The organism is Celeribacter indicus, assembly GCF_000819565.1.
Taxonomy (GTDB): Bacteria; Pseudomonadota; Alphaproteobacteria; order Rhodobacterales; family Rhodobacteraceae; genus Celeribacter; species Celeribacter indicus.
The window spans coordinates 3,109,917-3,126,832 of record NZ_CP004393.1; the positions used below are offsets into that span (position 1 = coordinate 3,109,917).

General features: G+C 67.9%; 12 protein-coding genes. 3 read left to right on the forward strand and 9 right to left on the reverse strand.

From position 1 onward, the window contains the following. Positions 1-21 precede the first annotated feature (21 nt). The 3 genes from glgB to P73_RS15455 form a co-directional block, all read right to left on the reverse strand. Entirely contained in the window at positions 22-2,211 is a 2,190-nt protein-coding gene (gene glgB, locus P73_RS15445) for a 1,4-alpha-glucan branching protein GlgB (protein WP_043870265.1), read from the reverse strand. A gap of 60 nt (positions 2,212-2,271) precedes the next feature. Further along, positions 2,272-4,671: a glycogen/starch/alpha-glucan phosphorylase gene (locus P73_RS15450; RefSeq protein WP_043870266.1), complete on the reverse strand. Its 2,400-nt coding sequence runs from the start codon at positions 4,669-4,671 to the stop codon at positions 2,272-2,274. 310 nt (positions 4,672-4,981) lie between these two features. Further along, positions 4,982-5,551, reverse strand: a complete 570-nt coding sequence (locus tag P73_RS15455) for a sugar transferase (protein ID WP_043870267.1) — start codon at positions 5,549-5,551, stop codon at positions 4,982-4,984. A 1,030-nt stretch (positions 5,552-6,581) separates the two neighbouring features. On the opposite strand from P73_RS15455, the gene P73_RS15460 reads away from it, so the two are divergent. Together P73_RS15460 and P73_RS15465 are read left to right on the forward strand one after the other, a co-directional pair. Continuing rightward, positions 6,582-6,830 (forward strand): hypothetical protein, encoded by a 249-nt coding sequence (locus P73_RS15460; RefSeq protein WP_043870268.1) that lies wholly within the window; start codon positions 6,582-6,584, stop codon positions 6,828-6,830. Positions 6,831-7,091: 261 nt separating this feature from the next. Beyond that, entirely contained in the window at positions 7,092-8,558 is a 1,467-nt protein-coding gene (locus P73_RS15465; RefSeq protein ID WP_043870269.1) for an oligosaccharide flippase family protein, read from the forward strand. 22 nt (positions 8,559-8,580) lie between these two features. On the opposite strand, the gene P73_RS15470 is transcribed toward P73_RS15465, so the two are convergent. From P73_RS15470 to P73_RS24505, 5 genes are all read right to left on the reverse strand, one after another. Then, complete coding sequence (locus P73_RS15470) at positions 8,581-9,735, reverse strand: glycosyltransferase family protein (RefSeq protein ID WP_043870270.1); 1,155 nt, start codon at positions 9,733-9,735, stop codon at positions 8,581-8,583. A gap of 263 nt (positions 9,736-9,998) precedes the next feature. After that, the gene (locus tag P73_RS15475; RefSeq protein WP_074743043.1) at positions 9,999-11,015 is read right to left on the reverse strand and encodes a glycosyltransferase; all 1,017 of its coding nucleotides are present in this window, start codon (positions 11,013-11,015) and stop codon (positions 9,999-10,001) included. Continuing rightward, positions 11,012-11,977 (reverse strand): glycosyltransferase family 2 protein, encoded by a 966-nt coding sequence (locus P73_RS15480; RefSeq protein ID WP_052453326.1) that lies wholly within the window; start codon positions 11,975-11,977, stop codon positions 11,012-11,014. Before P73_RS15480 ends, P73_RS15475 begins: the two co-directional genes overlap by 4 nt. Before the next feature lie 378 nt (positions 11,978-12,355). Continuing rightward, a complete protein-coding gene (locus P73_RS15485) occupies positions 12,356-13,360 on the reverse strand; it encodes a glycosyltransferase family 2 protein (protein WP_052453327.1) in 1,005 nt (334 codons plus the stop codon). Between the two features lie 9 nt (positions 13,361-13,369). Further along, the gene (locus P73_RS24505; protein ID WP_052453328.1) at positions 13,370-14,257 is read right to left on the reverse strand and encodes a family 16 glycosylhydrolase; all 888 of its coding nucleotides are present in this window, start codon (positions 14,255-14,257) and stop codon (positions 13,370-13,372) included. A gap of 72 nt (positions 14,258-14,329) precedes the next feature. Between P73_RS24505 and P73_RS15495 the strand changes: the two genes are divergently transcribed. Continuing rightward, positions 14,330-15,277: a glycosyltransferase family 2 protein gene (locus P73_RS15495; RefSeq protein ID WP_043870271.1), complete on the forward strand. Its 948-nt coding sequence runs from the start codon at positions 14,330-14,332 to the stop codon at positions 15,275-15,277. Positions 15,278-15,296: 19 nt separating this feature from the next. On the opposite strand, the gene P73_RS15500 is transcribed toward P73_RS15495, so the two are convergent. After that, entirely contained in the window at positions 15,297-16,871 is a 1,575-nt protein-coding gene (locus P73_RS15500) for a polysaccharide biosynthesis/export family protein (RefSeq protein ID WP_043870272.1), read from the reverse strand. Positions 16,872-16,916: the final 45 nt, after the last annotated feature.

The following is a 16,916-nucleotide window of genomic DNA, read 5'->3' on the forward strand; positions in this document are numbered from 1 at the left end:
TCCTCCACCTTTCCACAGGGGTCAGCCCGCGTCCTTCACGAAAATGATTGTCGAAAGCGGCGGCAGGGCGATCTGTGCCTGCGCCGGCTGGCCCTGCCAGTCTCCCGCGGTCGCGACGATCCCTCCCAGATTGCCGCGCCCGCTTCCTCCGTAGCAGTCCGCATCGGTGTTGATCGCCTCCCGCCAGCGCCCGGCCTGCGGAAAGCCGAGGCGATAGCTGCGGTCGACCGGCGTGAAATTGCAGGCCACGACGACCTCGGGATCCTCCGGTCCGCCGCGCCGGATCCAGGCGAAGACGGAAGCGTCCGCATCGCCGGCCTCGATCCACTGGAAACCTTCCGGCTCGCAATCCTTCGCATGCAGGGCGGGCGTGTCGGCATAGAGGCGGTTGAGATCGCGGACGAGATCCTGCACGCCCCGGTGCATGTGGTAGACGAGACAGGCCCAGTCGGCTTCGGCATCGTGGTTCCATTCCTGCCACTGGCCGAATTCCTGCCCCATGAACAGGAGCTTCTTGCCCGGATGGCCCCACATGAACCCGTAATAGGCGCGAAGGTTCCCGAATTTCTCCCACTCGTCGCCGGGCATCTTCGAGAGCATCGACCGCTTGCCGTGCACCACCTCGTCATGGCTGATCGGCAGGATGAAATTCTCCGAGAAGGCGTAATGCAGGCCGAAGGTCATCTGGTGGTGATGGTGCTTGCGGTGGATCGGGTCGCGCGAGATGTAGTCGAGCGTGTCGTTCATCCAGCCCATGTTCCACTTGTAGCCGAAGCCGAGCCCGCCCGCGTCCGCCGGTGCCGAGACGCCGCCGAAGGCCGTGGATTCCTCGGCCACGGTGAAGATCCCCGGAATTTCCCCATAGGCCAGCGTGTTCATCGCGCGCAGCATCTCGATCGCCTCGAGGTTCTCCCGCCCGCCCTGGGCGTTGGGGATCCACTCGCCCTCCTTGCGCGAATAGTCCCGGTAGATCATCGAGGCGACGGCATCCACGCGCAGCCCGTCGAGATGGTATTCGTCGAGCCAGAACAGCGCGTTCGAGGTCAGGAAGTTCTTCACCTCCGTGCGCCCGTAATTGTAGATCAGCGTGTTCCAGTCGTGGTGGAATCCCTCGCGCGGATCGGAATGTTCGTAGAGCGGCGTGCCGTCGAAGCGCCCGAGCCCGTGCGGGTCGGTCGGGAAATGTCCCGGCACCCAGTCGACGAGCACGCCGAGACCCGCGGCATGGGCGGCGTCCACCAGATCGCGGAATTCGTGGGGCGGTCCGAAGCGGATCGTGGGGGCATAGAGGCCGACGGGCTGATAGCCCCAGGAGCCGTCGAAGGGATATTCGGAGATCGGCATGAGCTCGATATGGGTGAAGCCCATGTCCTTCGCGTAGTCGACGAGCTCGACCGCCGCCTCCTTGTAGGAGATCGACCGGCCGCCCTCCTTGCGCCGCCAGCTTCCCAGGTGCACCTCGTAGATCGAGATCGGCCTGTCGCGCCGGGACGTGGCCGCCCTCCGCTCCATCCACGACGCGTCGTGCCAGCCATAGCCCGAGATGTCGCGCACGACGGAGGCGGTTTCGGGCGGGTGCTGTGCGCCGAACCCCACCGGATCGGACTTCAGGTGCAACTCCCCGTGGGCGCCGAGGATCTCGTATTTATAGGCCTCCCCCTCGCCGATGCCGGGCATGAAGAACTCCCAGACACCGGTCGCGCCGCGCCGGCGCATGACATGCCGGCGCCCGTCCCAGCCGTTGAACCCGGCAACGACGGAGACGCGCCGGGCATTGGGGGCCCAGACGGCGAAATGGGTGCCGCGGGTGCCCTCATGCTCGGTCACATGGGCGCCGAGGGCGCGCCAGAGCCGGCGATGCGTGCCCTCGCCCAGGAGATATTCGTCGATCTCGCCCAGCACCGGGCCGAAGCGATAGGGATCGTCGACCTCCCAGCTCTCCGCGCCCCGGCTGCCGCGCAGCCGGTAGGGTTTGGTGCCGGAAACCTTGCCGTGGAAGATGCCCCTGAAGCCCGCGACCGGCGCGAGCGGATAGTCCTTGCCGGCGGAGATGGCGGTCATCTCCTCCGCCCCCGGATCGTAGCAGGTCACATGCCGCACCCTGCCCTTCCTGTGTGGACCGAGGATCGCGAAAGGGTCGTCGAAGGTGCCCGCGCAGATCCGGGAAAGCACGCCCGGCTCTGCAAAATCTGTCTCGATCGGTTGAAGCATCTGGTTTCCCTTTGCGCACAAACAGCTTTAGGAGATTCGACCCTGCGTTCAACTCTCCGATTATGGGGCAAGCAGGCTTTCAGCTCCCCAGATATCGCACATGTATCCGCGGATCGTGCGGTCCGAGGAGAACCAGCCCGAGCGCGCGACGTTGAGCGCCGCCTTGCGCGCCCAGAGATCCGGGTCGCGATAGGCGTGATCCGCCTCCCGCTGTGCCTGCCAGTAGGCGCTGAAATCGGAGCAGACGAGGAAATAGTCGGACCAGGTGAGATTGTCGGCGATATGGACGTAGCGCCCCGGATCCTGCGGGCTGAACGTGCCCGAACGGATCGCCTCGAGCGCGCGGGCGAGACGCGGGTCGGCGGCGATGGCCTGCTGCGCGTGATCGTGGATCATCCGCCGCTGCATCACCTCGTCGGCGAGCATCCCGAAGAGGAAGAAGTTCTCCTCCCCCACCCGTTCGCGGATCTCCACATTGGCACCGTCGAGCGTGCCGATGGTGAGCGCCCCGTTGAGCGCGAATTTCATGTTGCCCGTGCCCGAGGCCTCCTTGCCGGCGGTGGAGATCTGTTCGGACAGGTCGGCGGCCGGGATGAGATGTTCGGCAAGCGTCACGTTGTAGTTCGGCAGGAAGATCACCTGGAGGCTGTCGCGCGTCTCCGCATCGGCATTCACCACCTTCGCGACGTCGTTGATCAGGTGAATGATGTCCTTGGCGAAATGATAGCCCTGCGCGGCCTTGCCCGCGAAGATCTTCACCCGCGGCACCCAGTCGCCGCCGGGCGTGTCCTTGATCTCCTGCCAGTGGGCGATGGCCTCGAGGATGTTGAGGTGCTGGCGCTTGTATTCGTGGATGCGCTTGATCTGGATGTCGAACATGGCGTCCGGGTTGAGCCGCATCCCATGCCGCTCCGCGATATAGTCGCACAGCGTCACCTTGTTCTCCGCCTTCACCGCCCGGAAGCGATGCAGCCAGTCGTCCTTGCCGATGAAGGGTTCGAGGCGTTCGAGCTGTTCGAGGTCGGCGATCCAGCCGTCCCCGATGCTGTCGGTGATGAGCGACGAGAGGCCGGGGTTGCACGAATGCAGCCAGCGGCGCGGGGTCACGCCGTTGGTCTCGTTGACGATCCGGTCGGGATGCAGCCCGTGCAGATCCTTGAACACCGTCTTCTTCATCAGGTCGGTATGCAACGCGGAGACGCCGTTCACCTTGTTGGCGACGATGAAGGACAGCTCGCCCATCTTCACCTGTCCGTCCGAGCGCGCCGAGAGCAGGCGGGTCGGGTTGGCGCGGTAATGGGCATCGTCGATCCGGTCGATGATCTGGAGATGGCGCGGCAGAAGCCGGCCGAAGAGCCGTTCGTCCCAGCGTTCGAGCGCCTCGGGCAGCAGCGTGTGGTTGGTGTAGTTCATGCAGCCATGGGTGATCTCGAGCGCCTCCTCGAAGGACAGGCCGCGCTCGTCGTGCAGGATGCGGAGCAGCTCGGGGCCGGCGATGGCCGGGTGGGTGTCGTTGAGCTGGATCGCCACCTTCTTCGGCAGCGCGCGCAGGTCCTCGTGCTGGCCCTCGAACCGGCGCAGGATGTCGCGGATCGAGGCCGCGGAGAAGAAGAATTCCTGCTTGAGGCGCAGCTCCTTGCCCGCCTCGTTGCTGTCCTCGGGGTAGAGGACGCGGGAAATCGTGCGCGCCAACGCCTCGTGCTCGGCCGCCGCGGCGAAATCGCCGGCGTTGAACCGGTCGAGATCGAAGGGATCGACCGCCCGCCCCGCCCAGAGGCGCAGCGTGTTCGCCCAGCGGCCCTGCCAGCCGACGATCGGCGTGTCGAAGGCCTCGGCCTGGAGCAGTTCGGAGGGTTTCCAGACGGTCCGGCCGTTCTCCGTCGTCACCTCGCCGCGGAATCCGAGCGTGAAGCGGACCTCGGGGCGGCCGAATTCCCAGGGGTGCGGCTCCTGGAGCCAGGTTTCGGGGCTCTCGACCTGGCGCCCGTCGACGAAGGACTGCTTGAAGAGGCCGTTCTCGTAGCGGATGCCATAGCCCATGGCCGGGCATCCGATGGTGGAGAGGCTGTCGAGGAAACAGGCGGCGAGCCGTCCGAGCCCGCCGTTGCCGAGCGCCGCGTCGGGCTCGTCCTCGAGCACGGAGCGGTAGTCTATGCCGAAGGTCCGCAGCGTCTCCCCGACCTCCTCCACGAGACCGAGGTTGACGATCCCGTCCTCGAGCAGCCGCCCGATCAGGAATTCCATCGAGAGGTAGTAGACGCGCTTGCCGTCCTGTTCGTAGGTCCGGCGCGTCGAGGCCACCCAGCGGTCGACGATCCGGTCGCGAATCGCGTGGGAGAGGGCCATCCGCCAGTCGAAGAACTTCGCGTGCTCCGGGTCCTTGCCCATCGTGTATGTGAGGTGCTGTAGAAGAGCGTCTTTCAAATCGGGAACGGCGGAGGAACGGGAAGTCGCGGCCATCAGGCACCTCGGAATATGTGGAATTCTGACATCCGTCCGATGTCAGGCTTCACGTTTTTGGTAAGTCACTTTGACAAGAACATGCAAGCGGCGGTTCTGTTCCGGCTGCGGCCTTTGCGCCGGGTTAAAGCTTGTGGACAAAATTTCATCGCGCAATCGTTCCGCGATTTCATGTCGATTTCAAGACATCCCGGTCCGGGGCGCGCGTTTCGCGGCCGATCCGCGCCCGACGCACCAAAGCACCCCGGAGCGCGAAACGCGCGCCGGGGCACAGGCACTGCGGGGCGGAAGACGGCACCGGCAGGAGGGCTCAGCACCCTGTCCGGCAGAGCACCGCACCGGCGGTGCGGGCGAGGATCCGCAGGTCGGTTCCGAAGGACAGGCCGTGGAAATAGACCGCATCCATCCGCACGCGCTCCGCATAGGAGACGTCGTTGCGGCCGGAGACCTGCCAGAGACCGGTCACGCCGGGGCGCAGGGCGATATAGACCCAGGCCTGGGCGCCATACCGCTCGAGTTCGGATTCCGTGACCGGGCGCGGGCCGATGAGGCTCATCTCGCCGCGCAGCACGTTCCAGATCTGCGGCAGTTCGTCGAGGCTCGTCTTGCGCAGGAAATCACCGAGCGGGGTGATGCGCGGATCGTTGCGCAGCTTGCGGTCGCGCTCCCATTCGGCGCGGGCGACGGGATCGCTGGAAAGCAGATGATCGAGGCGCTCCTGCGCGTCGACCACCATGGTGCGGATCTTCCAGCAGGTGAAGGACCTTCCGTCCCGCCCGACACGGGCGTGTCCGAAGAAGCCCGGCCCGCCCTCGAGACGCGCCGCGAGGTAAAGCGCGGCGATCACCGGGGCGAGGATGGGGAGAAGGAGAAGCGACATCAGAATGTCGAAGCTGCGTTTCAGAGAGCCTGCATAGACGGCTGTAGGGGTTCGGCACTCTGTCGCGGCGCGCTCAATGGTACTCGTACTTTGGGAACTGGTATTCGGCATGGATTTTGTCCACTCCTGAGGCGTTGCGATACTCGTATAACGTCACAGCGAAGTAACCCTTCGTTCTGGTTGAGAAAACCTGCGACGCAGTCCGATTCCTTGACGACGCAGGCGAATTCTTTCTTTAACAATAGGGGCGCGTGCACTGCCGTGCCCCATGCACTGCCTGACAAGACCATAGGATGTCCTCATTTGATCGGCCAGAAAAACCCGCACTCGGCCATAATCCCGCCACAGTTCCGCCAACTCGGGTTTTCGAGCGGATTTTCAGCGGCTTACCACGGGGAATTCGGCGAAAACCTACCGAGAGAAATCTCCCGTTTCGCAAAAAACCGCCGAGGCGATCTGCTTGCATTCTGCGCGGCTGCCTCATTTTTGGACCGGCTGTCAACGAATCGGACGGCACTGTCACGGCAAAAGCCGGGGTGCGGGAGGGCCGAGGCCATGCCATCGCCGGCTTTTGCCGACTCACTTTCGCGTGTAATCCGGCGGCATCCGGCTCCCTTGGGCGCTCCGGGAGGCCGTCCCGGCACGGATTTCGTGCCGCGACGCGAAGTCATGCCCCACGCTCGGATATTTCCCCTTTCCCCCATTCGCGTTTTGCGCGAAACTCTGCGCAACCGGAAGGCGAGTAAGCCGAATGTCTCCGATCCTGGTCCGGCCGGCGGGAAAGGACGGTCGCACGAGTCTATGCCAATATGGACGGAACTTCGGAACCCAATCTCGCCCCCGCGCGTTCGCTCCAGAGGCAGGACGCGCCCGCAACCGTCCCGGCGTCCGCCAGCGGAAACCCGCCGCCCAGCCCGCGCCTGGACCCAATCCGCAAAATACCCTCCGCACCCGCACCCTGCCCCGGTGCTGAAAATGCAAAGCTAGAACAGTGACCCCGACCCGCAGACCGACAGAAAGGTCCGACCTCGTGAAAACCGAAACGCTCAAGGGCCGGCACGCCGAAAAGGATCGCCGCCAGAAGGCGACTCCCCGGAAGCGGCCCTATTCCGCGAAGGGCGCGGCGCTGCTGTCGGTGCCGTTCGCGCTGGCGTTCACGGTTCTGGCGATCATCGGTCTGGATCTGTCCTGGTGGTGGGCGATTCCGCTCTACGGGCTCATCGGCGCCGGGCTGCTCCTGCTCTTTCTCGCCGGCAGCCTCCTCGCCTCGCGGGACTGACGGTCCGCCGACCGTGCGGGGAGGCGCCGCCGGTCTGCCTGCCCAATTTTAAGGCAATCTGCGCCATGCCGCCGGATCGTCCCCCTCTGGCCGCGCCGATTCTGCGCCGGTGAGCAGGGAGCCGCTTGCGGGGACGGCCATTTCCCGCGCAACAATGTCAGGACGGAGGCGAGTCTCGGGCCTCCTCTGTGAAGGCGTTGTGTAGATGATGAGTAACGGTTCCCGCCCCGGTGCGCGGCATGACGTGCAGGGGCGCAGGCGATGACCACGCCCATGCCCCCCTCCTCCGGCCTCAGGGGCTTTCTGGTCAGCATCGGCTCGCTGATCTCCGCACGCGCCTTCGTGGCGGTGTCCCAGCTCATGGTGCTGCCGATCCTCGCGCGGCAGATCACGGTCGAGGAATTCGGCCTCATGGGCCTTGCGATGACCGTGGTGATCTTTGCCAATACGCTCTCCGACGGGGGGCTGGGCCGGTCGCTCATCCGCACCCGCGATGCCGATATCGTCGAATGGTCCTCGGTCTCGTGGGTCATGGTCGGGGTCGGGCTCGCCTTCACCCTGCTGATCTGCGCGATCTCGCCGCTGGCGGCGCGCTATTTCGACAGTCCCGCCATCGTGCCGATCCTTCTCGTGATGTCGGTCGTGCCGCTGCTTCAGGCTGTCGCCGCCGCCCCCAATGCCGAGATCGAGCGGCGCGAACATTATGCCGGCATCGCCCGGATCGAGGTCGCCTCGACCCTCGCGGGCCTGGCGGCCGCGGTGATCGGGGCGCTGGCGGGGTTCGGGATCTGGGCGCTGGTCGCCCAGCAGATCCTCCTTGCCGGCGTGCGCACCGCGGGCACGCTCTGGATGTCGCAGTTCCGGCCCGTCCTTGCCTTCTCCACCGCCTCCCTGCGCCCGCACCTGATCTATGCGCGCGACACCATCGCCGCCTCGGTGGTCACGGTGGCGCGCGACCAGTTGCCGATCGTGATGATCTCCCGCGTGCTCGGGCAGATCCCGCTGGGCTATTTCACGATGAGCGCGCGATTCACCCGCCTGCCGCAATTCGGCCTGGCGGGCCCCATGGCCTCCGTCGTCTACGTGCGGATGTCGAAGGCGCAGCATTCGCCGGAGAAGCTGCGCGATCTCTACTATGCCTCGATGCGCCTGCTCTCCGCCCTGCTCATCCCGACCTGCGCGGTGATCGCGGTGGCGAGCCAGCCGATCTTCGCCACGTTTCTCTCCCCCGAATGGAAACCGACCGCGCCGGTCTTCGTGCTCTCGGTGGGCGGGATCGTCCTCGAATCCATCGCGATCTACTTCCTGAACCCGCTGTTCCGCGCGATCTCCCGCACCGATCTGGTCCTGCGCCTGACGGTGGAAGGCGTGGTGCTGCGCCTCGTGCTCGTGTTCGGCGCGGTGTTCATGGGGCTCGAGGCGGTGGCGGCCTCGCTCACGATCTGGGCGCTCATCATGGTGCCGCGCAACTGGCAGATCGGCGCGCGCCATGTGCCGATCACCTTCGCGGGCTGTCTGGCTACCTTCGTGCCCTCGCTGATCTCCGCGGGGATCTTCAGCGGTGCCTATCTGACGCTCAACACCCTCTGGCAGATCTCCGACGCGATGAACATGGGGCTGGCGACCGTGCTCGGGCTGTCGGGCGTCGGGCTCACGCTGCTGATCGACCACCAGCGCACCCGCGCGGCGCTCGGCGCGTTCCGGGCGGAGCCTGCGCCCGCGGAATGAGGCGCGGCCGGCGCGCGCGGGCTCAGACCGGGGTCGCGGCCCGGCTCCGCCGCATCAGCCCCAGAACCTTGCGCAGCACCACATGCGGCCGCTGCGCCCGCGGCCCGACGTCGAACGCCCGCCCGCGCCCGGCTTCGAGCCGCGCGAGCCGGCCGGCGACGGAGGCGGCACTGTAGCGCAGGCGCACCACCTCGCGCACCCGCTCGGCCCGTGCCCGCGTCGCCAGCGGCGCGGCGCGCAGCCGCTCCATCAGCGCCGGCGCCTCCGCCGGGCGACAGTAATAGGCGAGAGGACCGAAAGTCGGCTGCATCCGCCGGTCGAGCACGCAGGGCCGTGCCATCAGCATCGCCTCCGCGACCGTGCGGCCGAAGGCCTCCACCCAGCGGGCGTGATGGAAGAAGGCGAAGACGTCGAGACTGTCGAGGAACTGCGGCACCGGCTCCTCGCCGAAGCCGACCACCTCGAACGGCGTCAGGTCGACGCCCAGCGCGGCAAGATCCCGCTCCGGCACCCCCATGAGCCGCGTCCGCCAGTCCGGTCCCGGCGTGAGCGGGGCGACCACGTCCTCGGGGCGGTCCGGCCATTTCAGCGCATCGGGGCGGCCGTGGCGTCCGACCACCGGCACCGCGTCCGAGAAGACCGGGCGCCGGGGTGTCCAGCTCTCGACGTCGAAGACGTTGATCCAGTTTTCGGCGGTCAGACGGATGAGCGGCGCGAAGGAGGCGAGCTGCTGGCGCACGACACCGGAGACGGGCGCGAAGACCGGGGTCACGCCGAACTGCCGGCGGATCACCCCCGCCGTCCCCACGGGATTGTATTCGAGCGATCCGTCCCCCCGGAAACAGGGATGATGCGCGACGAGCACGGCGGTCCCGGCGCGGAGGTCGAGCCCTTCGCGCAGGCCGGCGCGGAAGGCCATGGGATGATGGAAGAAGGCGCTCTGCGCCCGCACGCTCTGCCCGTCGGGCACCGGCACGACCCCGGCGTCGAACAGGGCGAGCACCGCGGGATTGGGCGGCTCCCCGGAGCGGGCGAAGAACCCGGAGTCGACGGCCATGAGCCCCACCCGCAGGTCGAGCGCGCGGAAGGCGGCGACATCGGCCAGAAGCGCGGCCGAGGTGCCGCCGGTAAACCGCGGGTCGGAGACGAGCAGGATATCGAGATCGACCATGGCCATGCGCTACCCTTCGAAACCTGGCCGGACCGCGGAAAGCTCGTCGGCGCGGCCGGACGGGCGGCGGGTGAGGCAGGCGCCCGTCCGCGGCCCCGGCCCCGGCGCAGGGAGGCGCCCTGTGGCCAGTCCCCGCGGGCGGAGGCGGCGGACCCCGGGGCAACGGGACGTCGCCGCCGCCCTCTCGCCGTGGCGCGTCGCCGGATCCTTGTCGAGCGGAATGTCCATTTTCACAACCTGCCCTTTCGCGCGGAATGCGGGCCGTCCGGTCACGGTCGACCGTCGTCGAGCGTTCCGAAAAGCTCCAGATATCGTCCCGCGCCCTTCTCGAGCGACAGGCAGTCGCAGACATAGTCGCGCGGCCGGTAGGTTCCGCGGCCGACCTGCTCCCAAAACCTGTCGAAGGCTTCCGTCATCTCGGGTTTCCTGAACCTGAGCCCGCAGCGCGCGTCGAAATAGGGGACCGAGGAGACCACGAGCCCCTCCGGCGCGACCTCCCGGTCATGGGGGGAGACGAGCTGCCCGTCGTCCCAGGCAAAGACCGGAACGCCGGAGGCCATCGCCTCCTGATAGGCGAGCCCCTGGGTTTCGTGTTCGCACAGGAAGGCGAGCGCGCGTGCCCGGCGCAGCGCGTCGCGGAACTGTGCGAGATGGTGGAAGCCGTAGCGCAGCACGACATAGCTCAGCCCCCGCGCCTCCAGATGCGCGAGCAGCGGCGTCAGCAGATCCGCCTCCCGCGCCTCGCGATACCAGCGGATCTTGTCGTAGACGATGACGTCGATATCCTTCGGATGATGCGACTGGTCGGCCCATTTCTCCGTGTCGATGGCGACGAACATCGGCTTGACGATATCGCCCAGCACCGGGCGCCAGATGTCGCAGTACCATTCGCAGGGCTGGGTCACGATCTTCAGGTGACAGGCCTCCACCACCGGCGGCGTGTCGAGCGGATCGGGAACTTCGCCGGGCCCGAACATCGCCGGGTTGGGCAGGCGCACCTTGTCGAAGACGGTGTGAAAGCCGGTGATGCCGACCGGCATGGACGGATTGGCGCGCGCATAGGCGAAATCGTTCACCCGCACCTCGATCCCCGCCACCTCGAGGCTGCGCCGGAGGTTGAGGAAAGCGGTGTAGAAGCCTGTATAGGGCTGAAGATTGCGGATCCGCCGCGACGTCTGGCGCAGCACGCCGCGCAGGTCCGACCGGAGCCGCCCGAAGCGCCCGTCATTCGCCTGCGCCTCGTATCCGTCATAGAAGAGCGCGACGGTGCGCGGCGCGGATCTCATGTTTCCGCTCCGCCGTAATGCGCCCTCCGGGGCGGGCGCAGGGCGCCATGGGCGACCCCGGCGTGAAAGATCGCGCGCGACAGCCAGAAGAGGCGGCGCCTTTCGCGGAAGGCGGCGAGGAGCGCCCGCGCAAGGCAAAAGGCCACCTTCGCCGCCGAGCGCAGCGCCAGTTCCGCGCGGTCGAGGGGGGAGACACGGAGCCCCGCGCTCATCACGCAATGGCCGTAGTTCTGCCCGGTCGCGTAGCGGCGGCGCAGCACCCATTCCGTCGAGAGGCGCGCCTGCGCCACCGGCTCGCGCACCACCGCCTCCATGGCGATGCCCATGCGCACCCCGGCGCGGTGCAGGCGAAAGAAGAAATCCGTGTCCTCGCCGCCGGTGCGCCCGAATTCCTCGCCGAACCGGGCCTCGCGCACCCGTCGCGATCGGCGGTCCAGAAGGACGTTGCAGCTGTAGCCCGTCTCCACCACGCCGCCGCGCGACAGCGGGATGTTGGAATGCACGTCGTTGGCGACCATCCAGTCCGGCGTGCCCTCGGGATAGACCGCATGGGAGGGGCCGAAGATCACGTTCGCCCCGCTGGCGCGCCAGGTCTCCACGAGGCGCGCGATCCAGTCGGGCTCGGCCAGTTCGTCGTCGTCGATAAAGATCAGCGCATCGCCTCCCGCCGCTTCCAGACAGGCGTTGCGCGCGATGGAGATGTTCCGTTCCGGCGCATGCACATAGCGGATCTCGAGCCCGGTCTCCGCGGCGAGCGCCCCGATCTGCGCGCCGAGCGTCGCCTCGCCGTCGTTGTCGGCGACGATCACCTCGATCCGGTAGCCGTCGGGCAGGGTCTGGGCCGCGACGGAGCGCAGCGTCATCCCGAGCGACGGGCGACGGAAGGTGCAGATGCCGACGGAGAGAAGCACCGCCTCCTCCACGGGAAGACGCGCTTTCGTGGTTTCGACCGGAATATTCATGCACTCGTACCCCTCGTCTGTCCGACATCCGGGACGGTCCGGTCCGTGTCAGGCTCCTGGCCCGCCCGACCGTCCCGCGTCCCACCAATTACCATTCACCCTGGGAGGCCCCTTGCCCGACAGCGCGGGGCCCGGCATTCCGTCCGGGTGATCCGTTCCCGAACCGGCGACGACCGGCTCGACCGCAAGATACACCAGCCGCCCCGCAACCCTTAGCACTCCCTGCGAAAACGCCGAAGCGGAAAGGGCGAGCTGCCTCATTTTAAGGCGAAAACGCGCAAGCCGCTCCGAAAGAAACAGCTTCCTCGCCCGGAAAACGGGCAGGGCTGTCACGGGCGGCACGCTGCGCCGCGGCGAGACGGGCAGCGGCCGAGCTGGTCAGGCCCGCGCACCGGCGAGCCGCGCCCGCCCGCGCACCAGCACCTGCTCCCAGAGGCAGGCGGCGAGATGGGCGCCCACCGCCGGCGGCGCGGCGAAACAGGCGGCCGCCTCGCGCAGGTTCCGCGCCTTCACCGCGTCGATGAGCCGGGCCCAGGAATAGCGCTTCATCGTGTCGAGCCAGAGCGCGTCCATCGCCGCCCGCGCGCCTCCGCGACACCCTCCGGCCCGGCGCAGCGCCCCGATCCGGGCGGCGAGCGCGGCAAGCTCGGCGGTTCCGTGCGATCCGCTGAGCGAACCGGGACGGACGACGGCGACATAGCCTGCCGGCGGCACGATGTCGAAACGGGCGCCGGCGAGAAGCGCCTCGGCGTAGAGCGCGAAATCCTCGCCCAGCCGCATGTCCTCGTGATACCGGAGCCCGTGACGTTCGAGGAAATCGCGCCGCATCAGGGGCTTGAGAAACCCCATCTCGCCGCGCGCGCCGTTATAGGTGGTCATGTTGCCACGGGTGAACTCCGCGAGATCGACGGCCAGGACCGTCTCCCCCTCCCGCGGAAGTCCGAGCAGGCGGTCCCGCGGCCCCCGCTCCGCCCCTTCCACGACCTTGAAGAGATCGTCGGCCACGAAATCCGCGCCCGTTTCCCGCGCATGGGCGAGCAGCCGCGCGAGGCGGCCGGGCTCCATGTAATCGTCGCAGTCGAGCACGGTCACGAAGGTGCCGCGCGCCGATCGGAGGCCGAGGTTGCGGGCCTTCGACGGCCCGCCGTTGACGCCGGTCGTGAGGGCCCTCACGCGGTCCGGGCTCTCCGCCGCGAGCCTCAGGGCGAGCGCATGGGTCGTGTCGCGGGAGGCATCGTCGATCACGATGGCCTCCGCGCACAGGCCCACCTGCCCCAGCACCGAGGCGACGGCCCGTTCGAGCGTCGCCGCCCCGTCATAGGCCGCGATCAGGACGGAGACGTCGATCGCGGCGGCGGGCGCGGCCGGTGTGATCGGAGCCATTCCCGCGCCTCAGTTCCACAGGTCCGAGCATTGCCGCGCGTCCTCGCCCAGCGGCACGAAGGACATGCAGCGGTAGTCGGCGGTCACGGTGAGCGCGGGATCGACCTTCCCCGCCCAGCCCTCCTGCCCCGGCGCGACGGCCCAGAGATTCGCGTAGAGCTTGCCCGGATAGCTCGGGATCGGCACCTCCCCGGCGCTCACGCGATAGATCTCCTCGCCGTCCACATACCAGGTCACGCCCTCCTCGCGCCATTCGAAGCGATAGACATGGAAATCCGTGGAGGCGTCGAAGCCCAGGGGCACGAGCTTGCCGATCTGCGGCTTTCCGTCATAGTAGATGTTGACGTAGAGCCCCGTGGTGTCCTTGCCGAGGAATTCGATGTCGATCTCGTGATGCGGGTGGCCGAAGGTGCCGCCCGTGTAGGTGAAGAAGGAGGACACGACGCCGCTCGCCTTTGCGGGGCGCATCACCACCTCGTAATCGCCATAGGAAAAGCCCGCGTCGATCTGCACCTCGCCGCCGTAGAAGGGCTTGTCGTCCTCCTCTGGGGCGGCGGTGAGCTTCAGCCGGAAGCCGCCGATCCCGTCGCTCACGGCGGAGGAGAATTCGACATTGTCGCGCCGGTAGCCGGTCACCACCCCCTCGCCGCCGAAATCGAAGTCGGAGACATAGAAACGGTCCGCCGCCTCCTCGCGCACGAAGCTTTCGAGAAAGGCGCCGGTCGGCTCGAAGGGCGGCGCATAGTCCGGCGGGGCGTCGGCCGCGGCCTCGGTCGGGACCGCATCCTCCTGGGCGACGGCGGCCGGGATCGGGACCGCGCAGCCCAAGGCCAGGAGCAGAATGTTTCGGCATGAGAGAAAATCGAGCGGGAGCGGAGACTTAGGATTGTGTGACATAGACCATCGCCTTACCATTGAACCAGTTATTCGTTCGAGAGTTGACACTTGTAGCGCAGCGGAAAAATACCCATGACATTGCCGGTTTCGATCATGATCGCCGCCTATAACGCTCAGGAAGACCTGCCCACGGCGATCGCCTCCGCCCGCGCACAGACCGGGGTCGCGGTGGAGATCATCGTGGTCGACGACGCCTCGCCCGACGATACGGCCGATCTGATGGCACGGGATTACCCGGACGTGACCTATATCCGCCTCGCGCAGAATGCCGGACCCTCGGGCGCGCGCAATGCCGCGATCGAGGCGGCGACGGGCGGCTGGATCGCGGTGCTCGATGCCGATGACGGGATGGCGCCCGACCGGCTCGCGACGCTCCTCGCCCATGCCGAGGCGGCAGGGGCCGATGCGGTGCTCGGAAACTTCCGCCGGGTGGACGCGGCGGGCGCACCGCTCGAAGACGGGGCCTTCCTCGATCCCGGAACCGTCGATCCGGCCCGCCCGATCACCCTCGAGGACTATGTCGCGAGCAATCTGATGCAGGAGGGCGAGCGGTCGCTGGGCTATCTCAAGCCGATGTTCCGGCGCGACTTCCTTCTCGAGCACGGGATCCGCTATGACCTGTCGCTCCGCAACAGCGAGGATTTCCACATCGTCGCGCGGATCCTCGAGGACGGCGGGCGGGTCGTCATCGCGCCGGAGCCCGACTATCTCTATCGCGTCGCCGGCGGGTCGATCTCCTCCGTCATTCCGCCGAGCTATGTCAGCGCCCTGCTGAAGGCCGACGCGGCGCTCGAGACGCGGCTCGGAGAGCGGGCCTCTCCGCGGCTCGGTGCGCTTCTCGCCCGGCGCCGCGTGGCGCTCGAACGGCTGCGGGACACGGAAACCATCATGCACCACCTGAAGAACCGCCGCCTCGGTCCCGCGCTGCGCGATTTCGTCCGCTTCCGCAACGCCCGCGGCCTCGTGGTGCAGCGGCTGCGCGAGGCGGCGGCGAAACGCATGGGCCGCCCTTCGCTGTGAGACGGGCCCGCGCACCGGTTCACTCCATCGCCCTGGTGTCGAGGGGAACGCCCTCGACATAGGCATCGGGGGCGAGGGCGAGGCTGTCGGGGCTGAACCGTCCCGGAAGGGCCTCGCCGGTGCCGAACAGCCCCTCCTCGACCCTCCCGTCGAGCATCACCTCCCAGATCTCCTGCGGCAGGGCCGGCGGCGTCCCGGCCTCGGACGCGGCGAGCGGCTCGGGCCCCGGCGCGGCGGCGGGTGCCGGCTCCGCCCCCCCGGCCTCCGCCAGGTCCGTCCCCCCGGCCTCCGCCATGGCGGCACCGGGCAGCACGACCGGCGCCGGCTCCGCCGCGGCCGTCTCCATCGCAAAGGGATCGCGGCCGGACAGCAGCCGCTCCACGCGCAGCACGTCGCCCCGCCCGATCACCGTGTCCGGCATCACCGGCCGTTCGCCCGCCGCATCGCCCGCGCGGGTCAGGAAATAGAGCGTCTCCACGCTGTCGAGATCGGTGGTCGCCTCGCCTCCCGCCGCCTCGACGAGACCGGCGAGCATGCTGCGCCGGAGCCGCAGTTCCTCGAGCGTGCCGTTCACCGTCTGCAACTCCCGCGCCGCCTCCACCTGATAGCGCGACTTGAGCGCGAGGATGTCGCGGTCGGCTTCCTTGAGCCGCTGCCGGGCGCGGAAGATGCCGGTCTCGAGGTCGATCTCCTGGCTTTCCACCTCGAAGAGGGCTTCCTGCGCGTCGCGGATCTGCACCGAGCGCGCAAGGCCGCTCTCGCGCAGCGATTCGATGTTGGCGAGGTTCTCGCGGGCGAGGTCGATCTGGGTCGCGAGCCCGTCCTGCTTCGACTGGAGCATCTCGATCTCGGTGCGGAGCAGCGATTTCAGCTCCTCCAGATTTTCGACCTCGAGCGCCCGCGCCTCGCGCTCGGAATGATAGAGCGCGCGTTCGCCGGCGATCAGCGCGGCGAGCGCCCCCGCCCCGTCGGGATGGGCGAGGCCGTCGGGAAAGGCGATGTCCTCCTCATCGGCGAGCTGCGCCCGATAGCGGGCCGCCTTGACTTCGGCGCGGGTGAGCTCGCGGCGGAGCTGCGACAGGTTGCCCGAATCCGTCATCAGCGCGCGGATATTCGCATCCGCCCCGCCCGCCACGCGCGGCGCGCCCCCGGCGAGGGCGAAGGCCTGATAGACGGTGCGGCCCGGCGCGGCCTCGTATTGTCCGGGCTGGGCGACGTCGCCCAGCACGAAGAACGGTCCGTATTCCAGCACCTCGATCGCGACGGAGGGCGGCTCCACCATCTTCGTGCGCTCCTGGAGGGCAAAGGTCACCTCGTCGATGAGCTGCGACAGCGCCTTCCCGCCCGCCTCGAATCGCCCGACGAGCGGCAGGGCGATGCGCCCGTCCTCGCGAATCCGGTATTCGCCGGAGACCGCGTCCCAGGCGCGGTATTCGAGCGCCTCCTCGCTCCAGGAGACGACCCGGAGTTCGAGCATGTCCCCGGAGCCGAGCACGTCGTCTGCCGGCGCGGCAATCGCCGCACCCGCCTCCTGCGTCAGCGCAGGTCCGGCCGCAAGAAGCGGCGGGATTGCACAAAAAAATGTCGCGAGCACAATACACTGCCGCGATATCGCCTGAAACAGCCGGAGAGGCTGGAC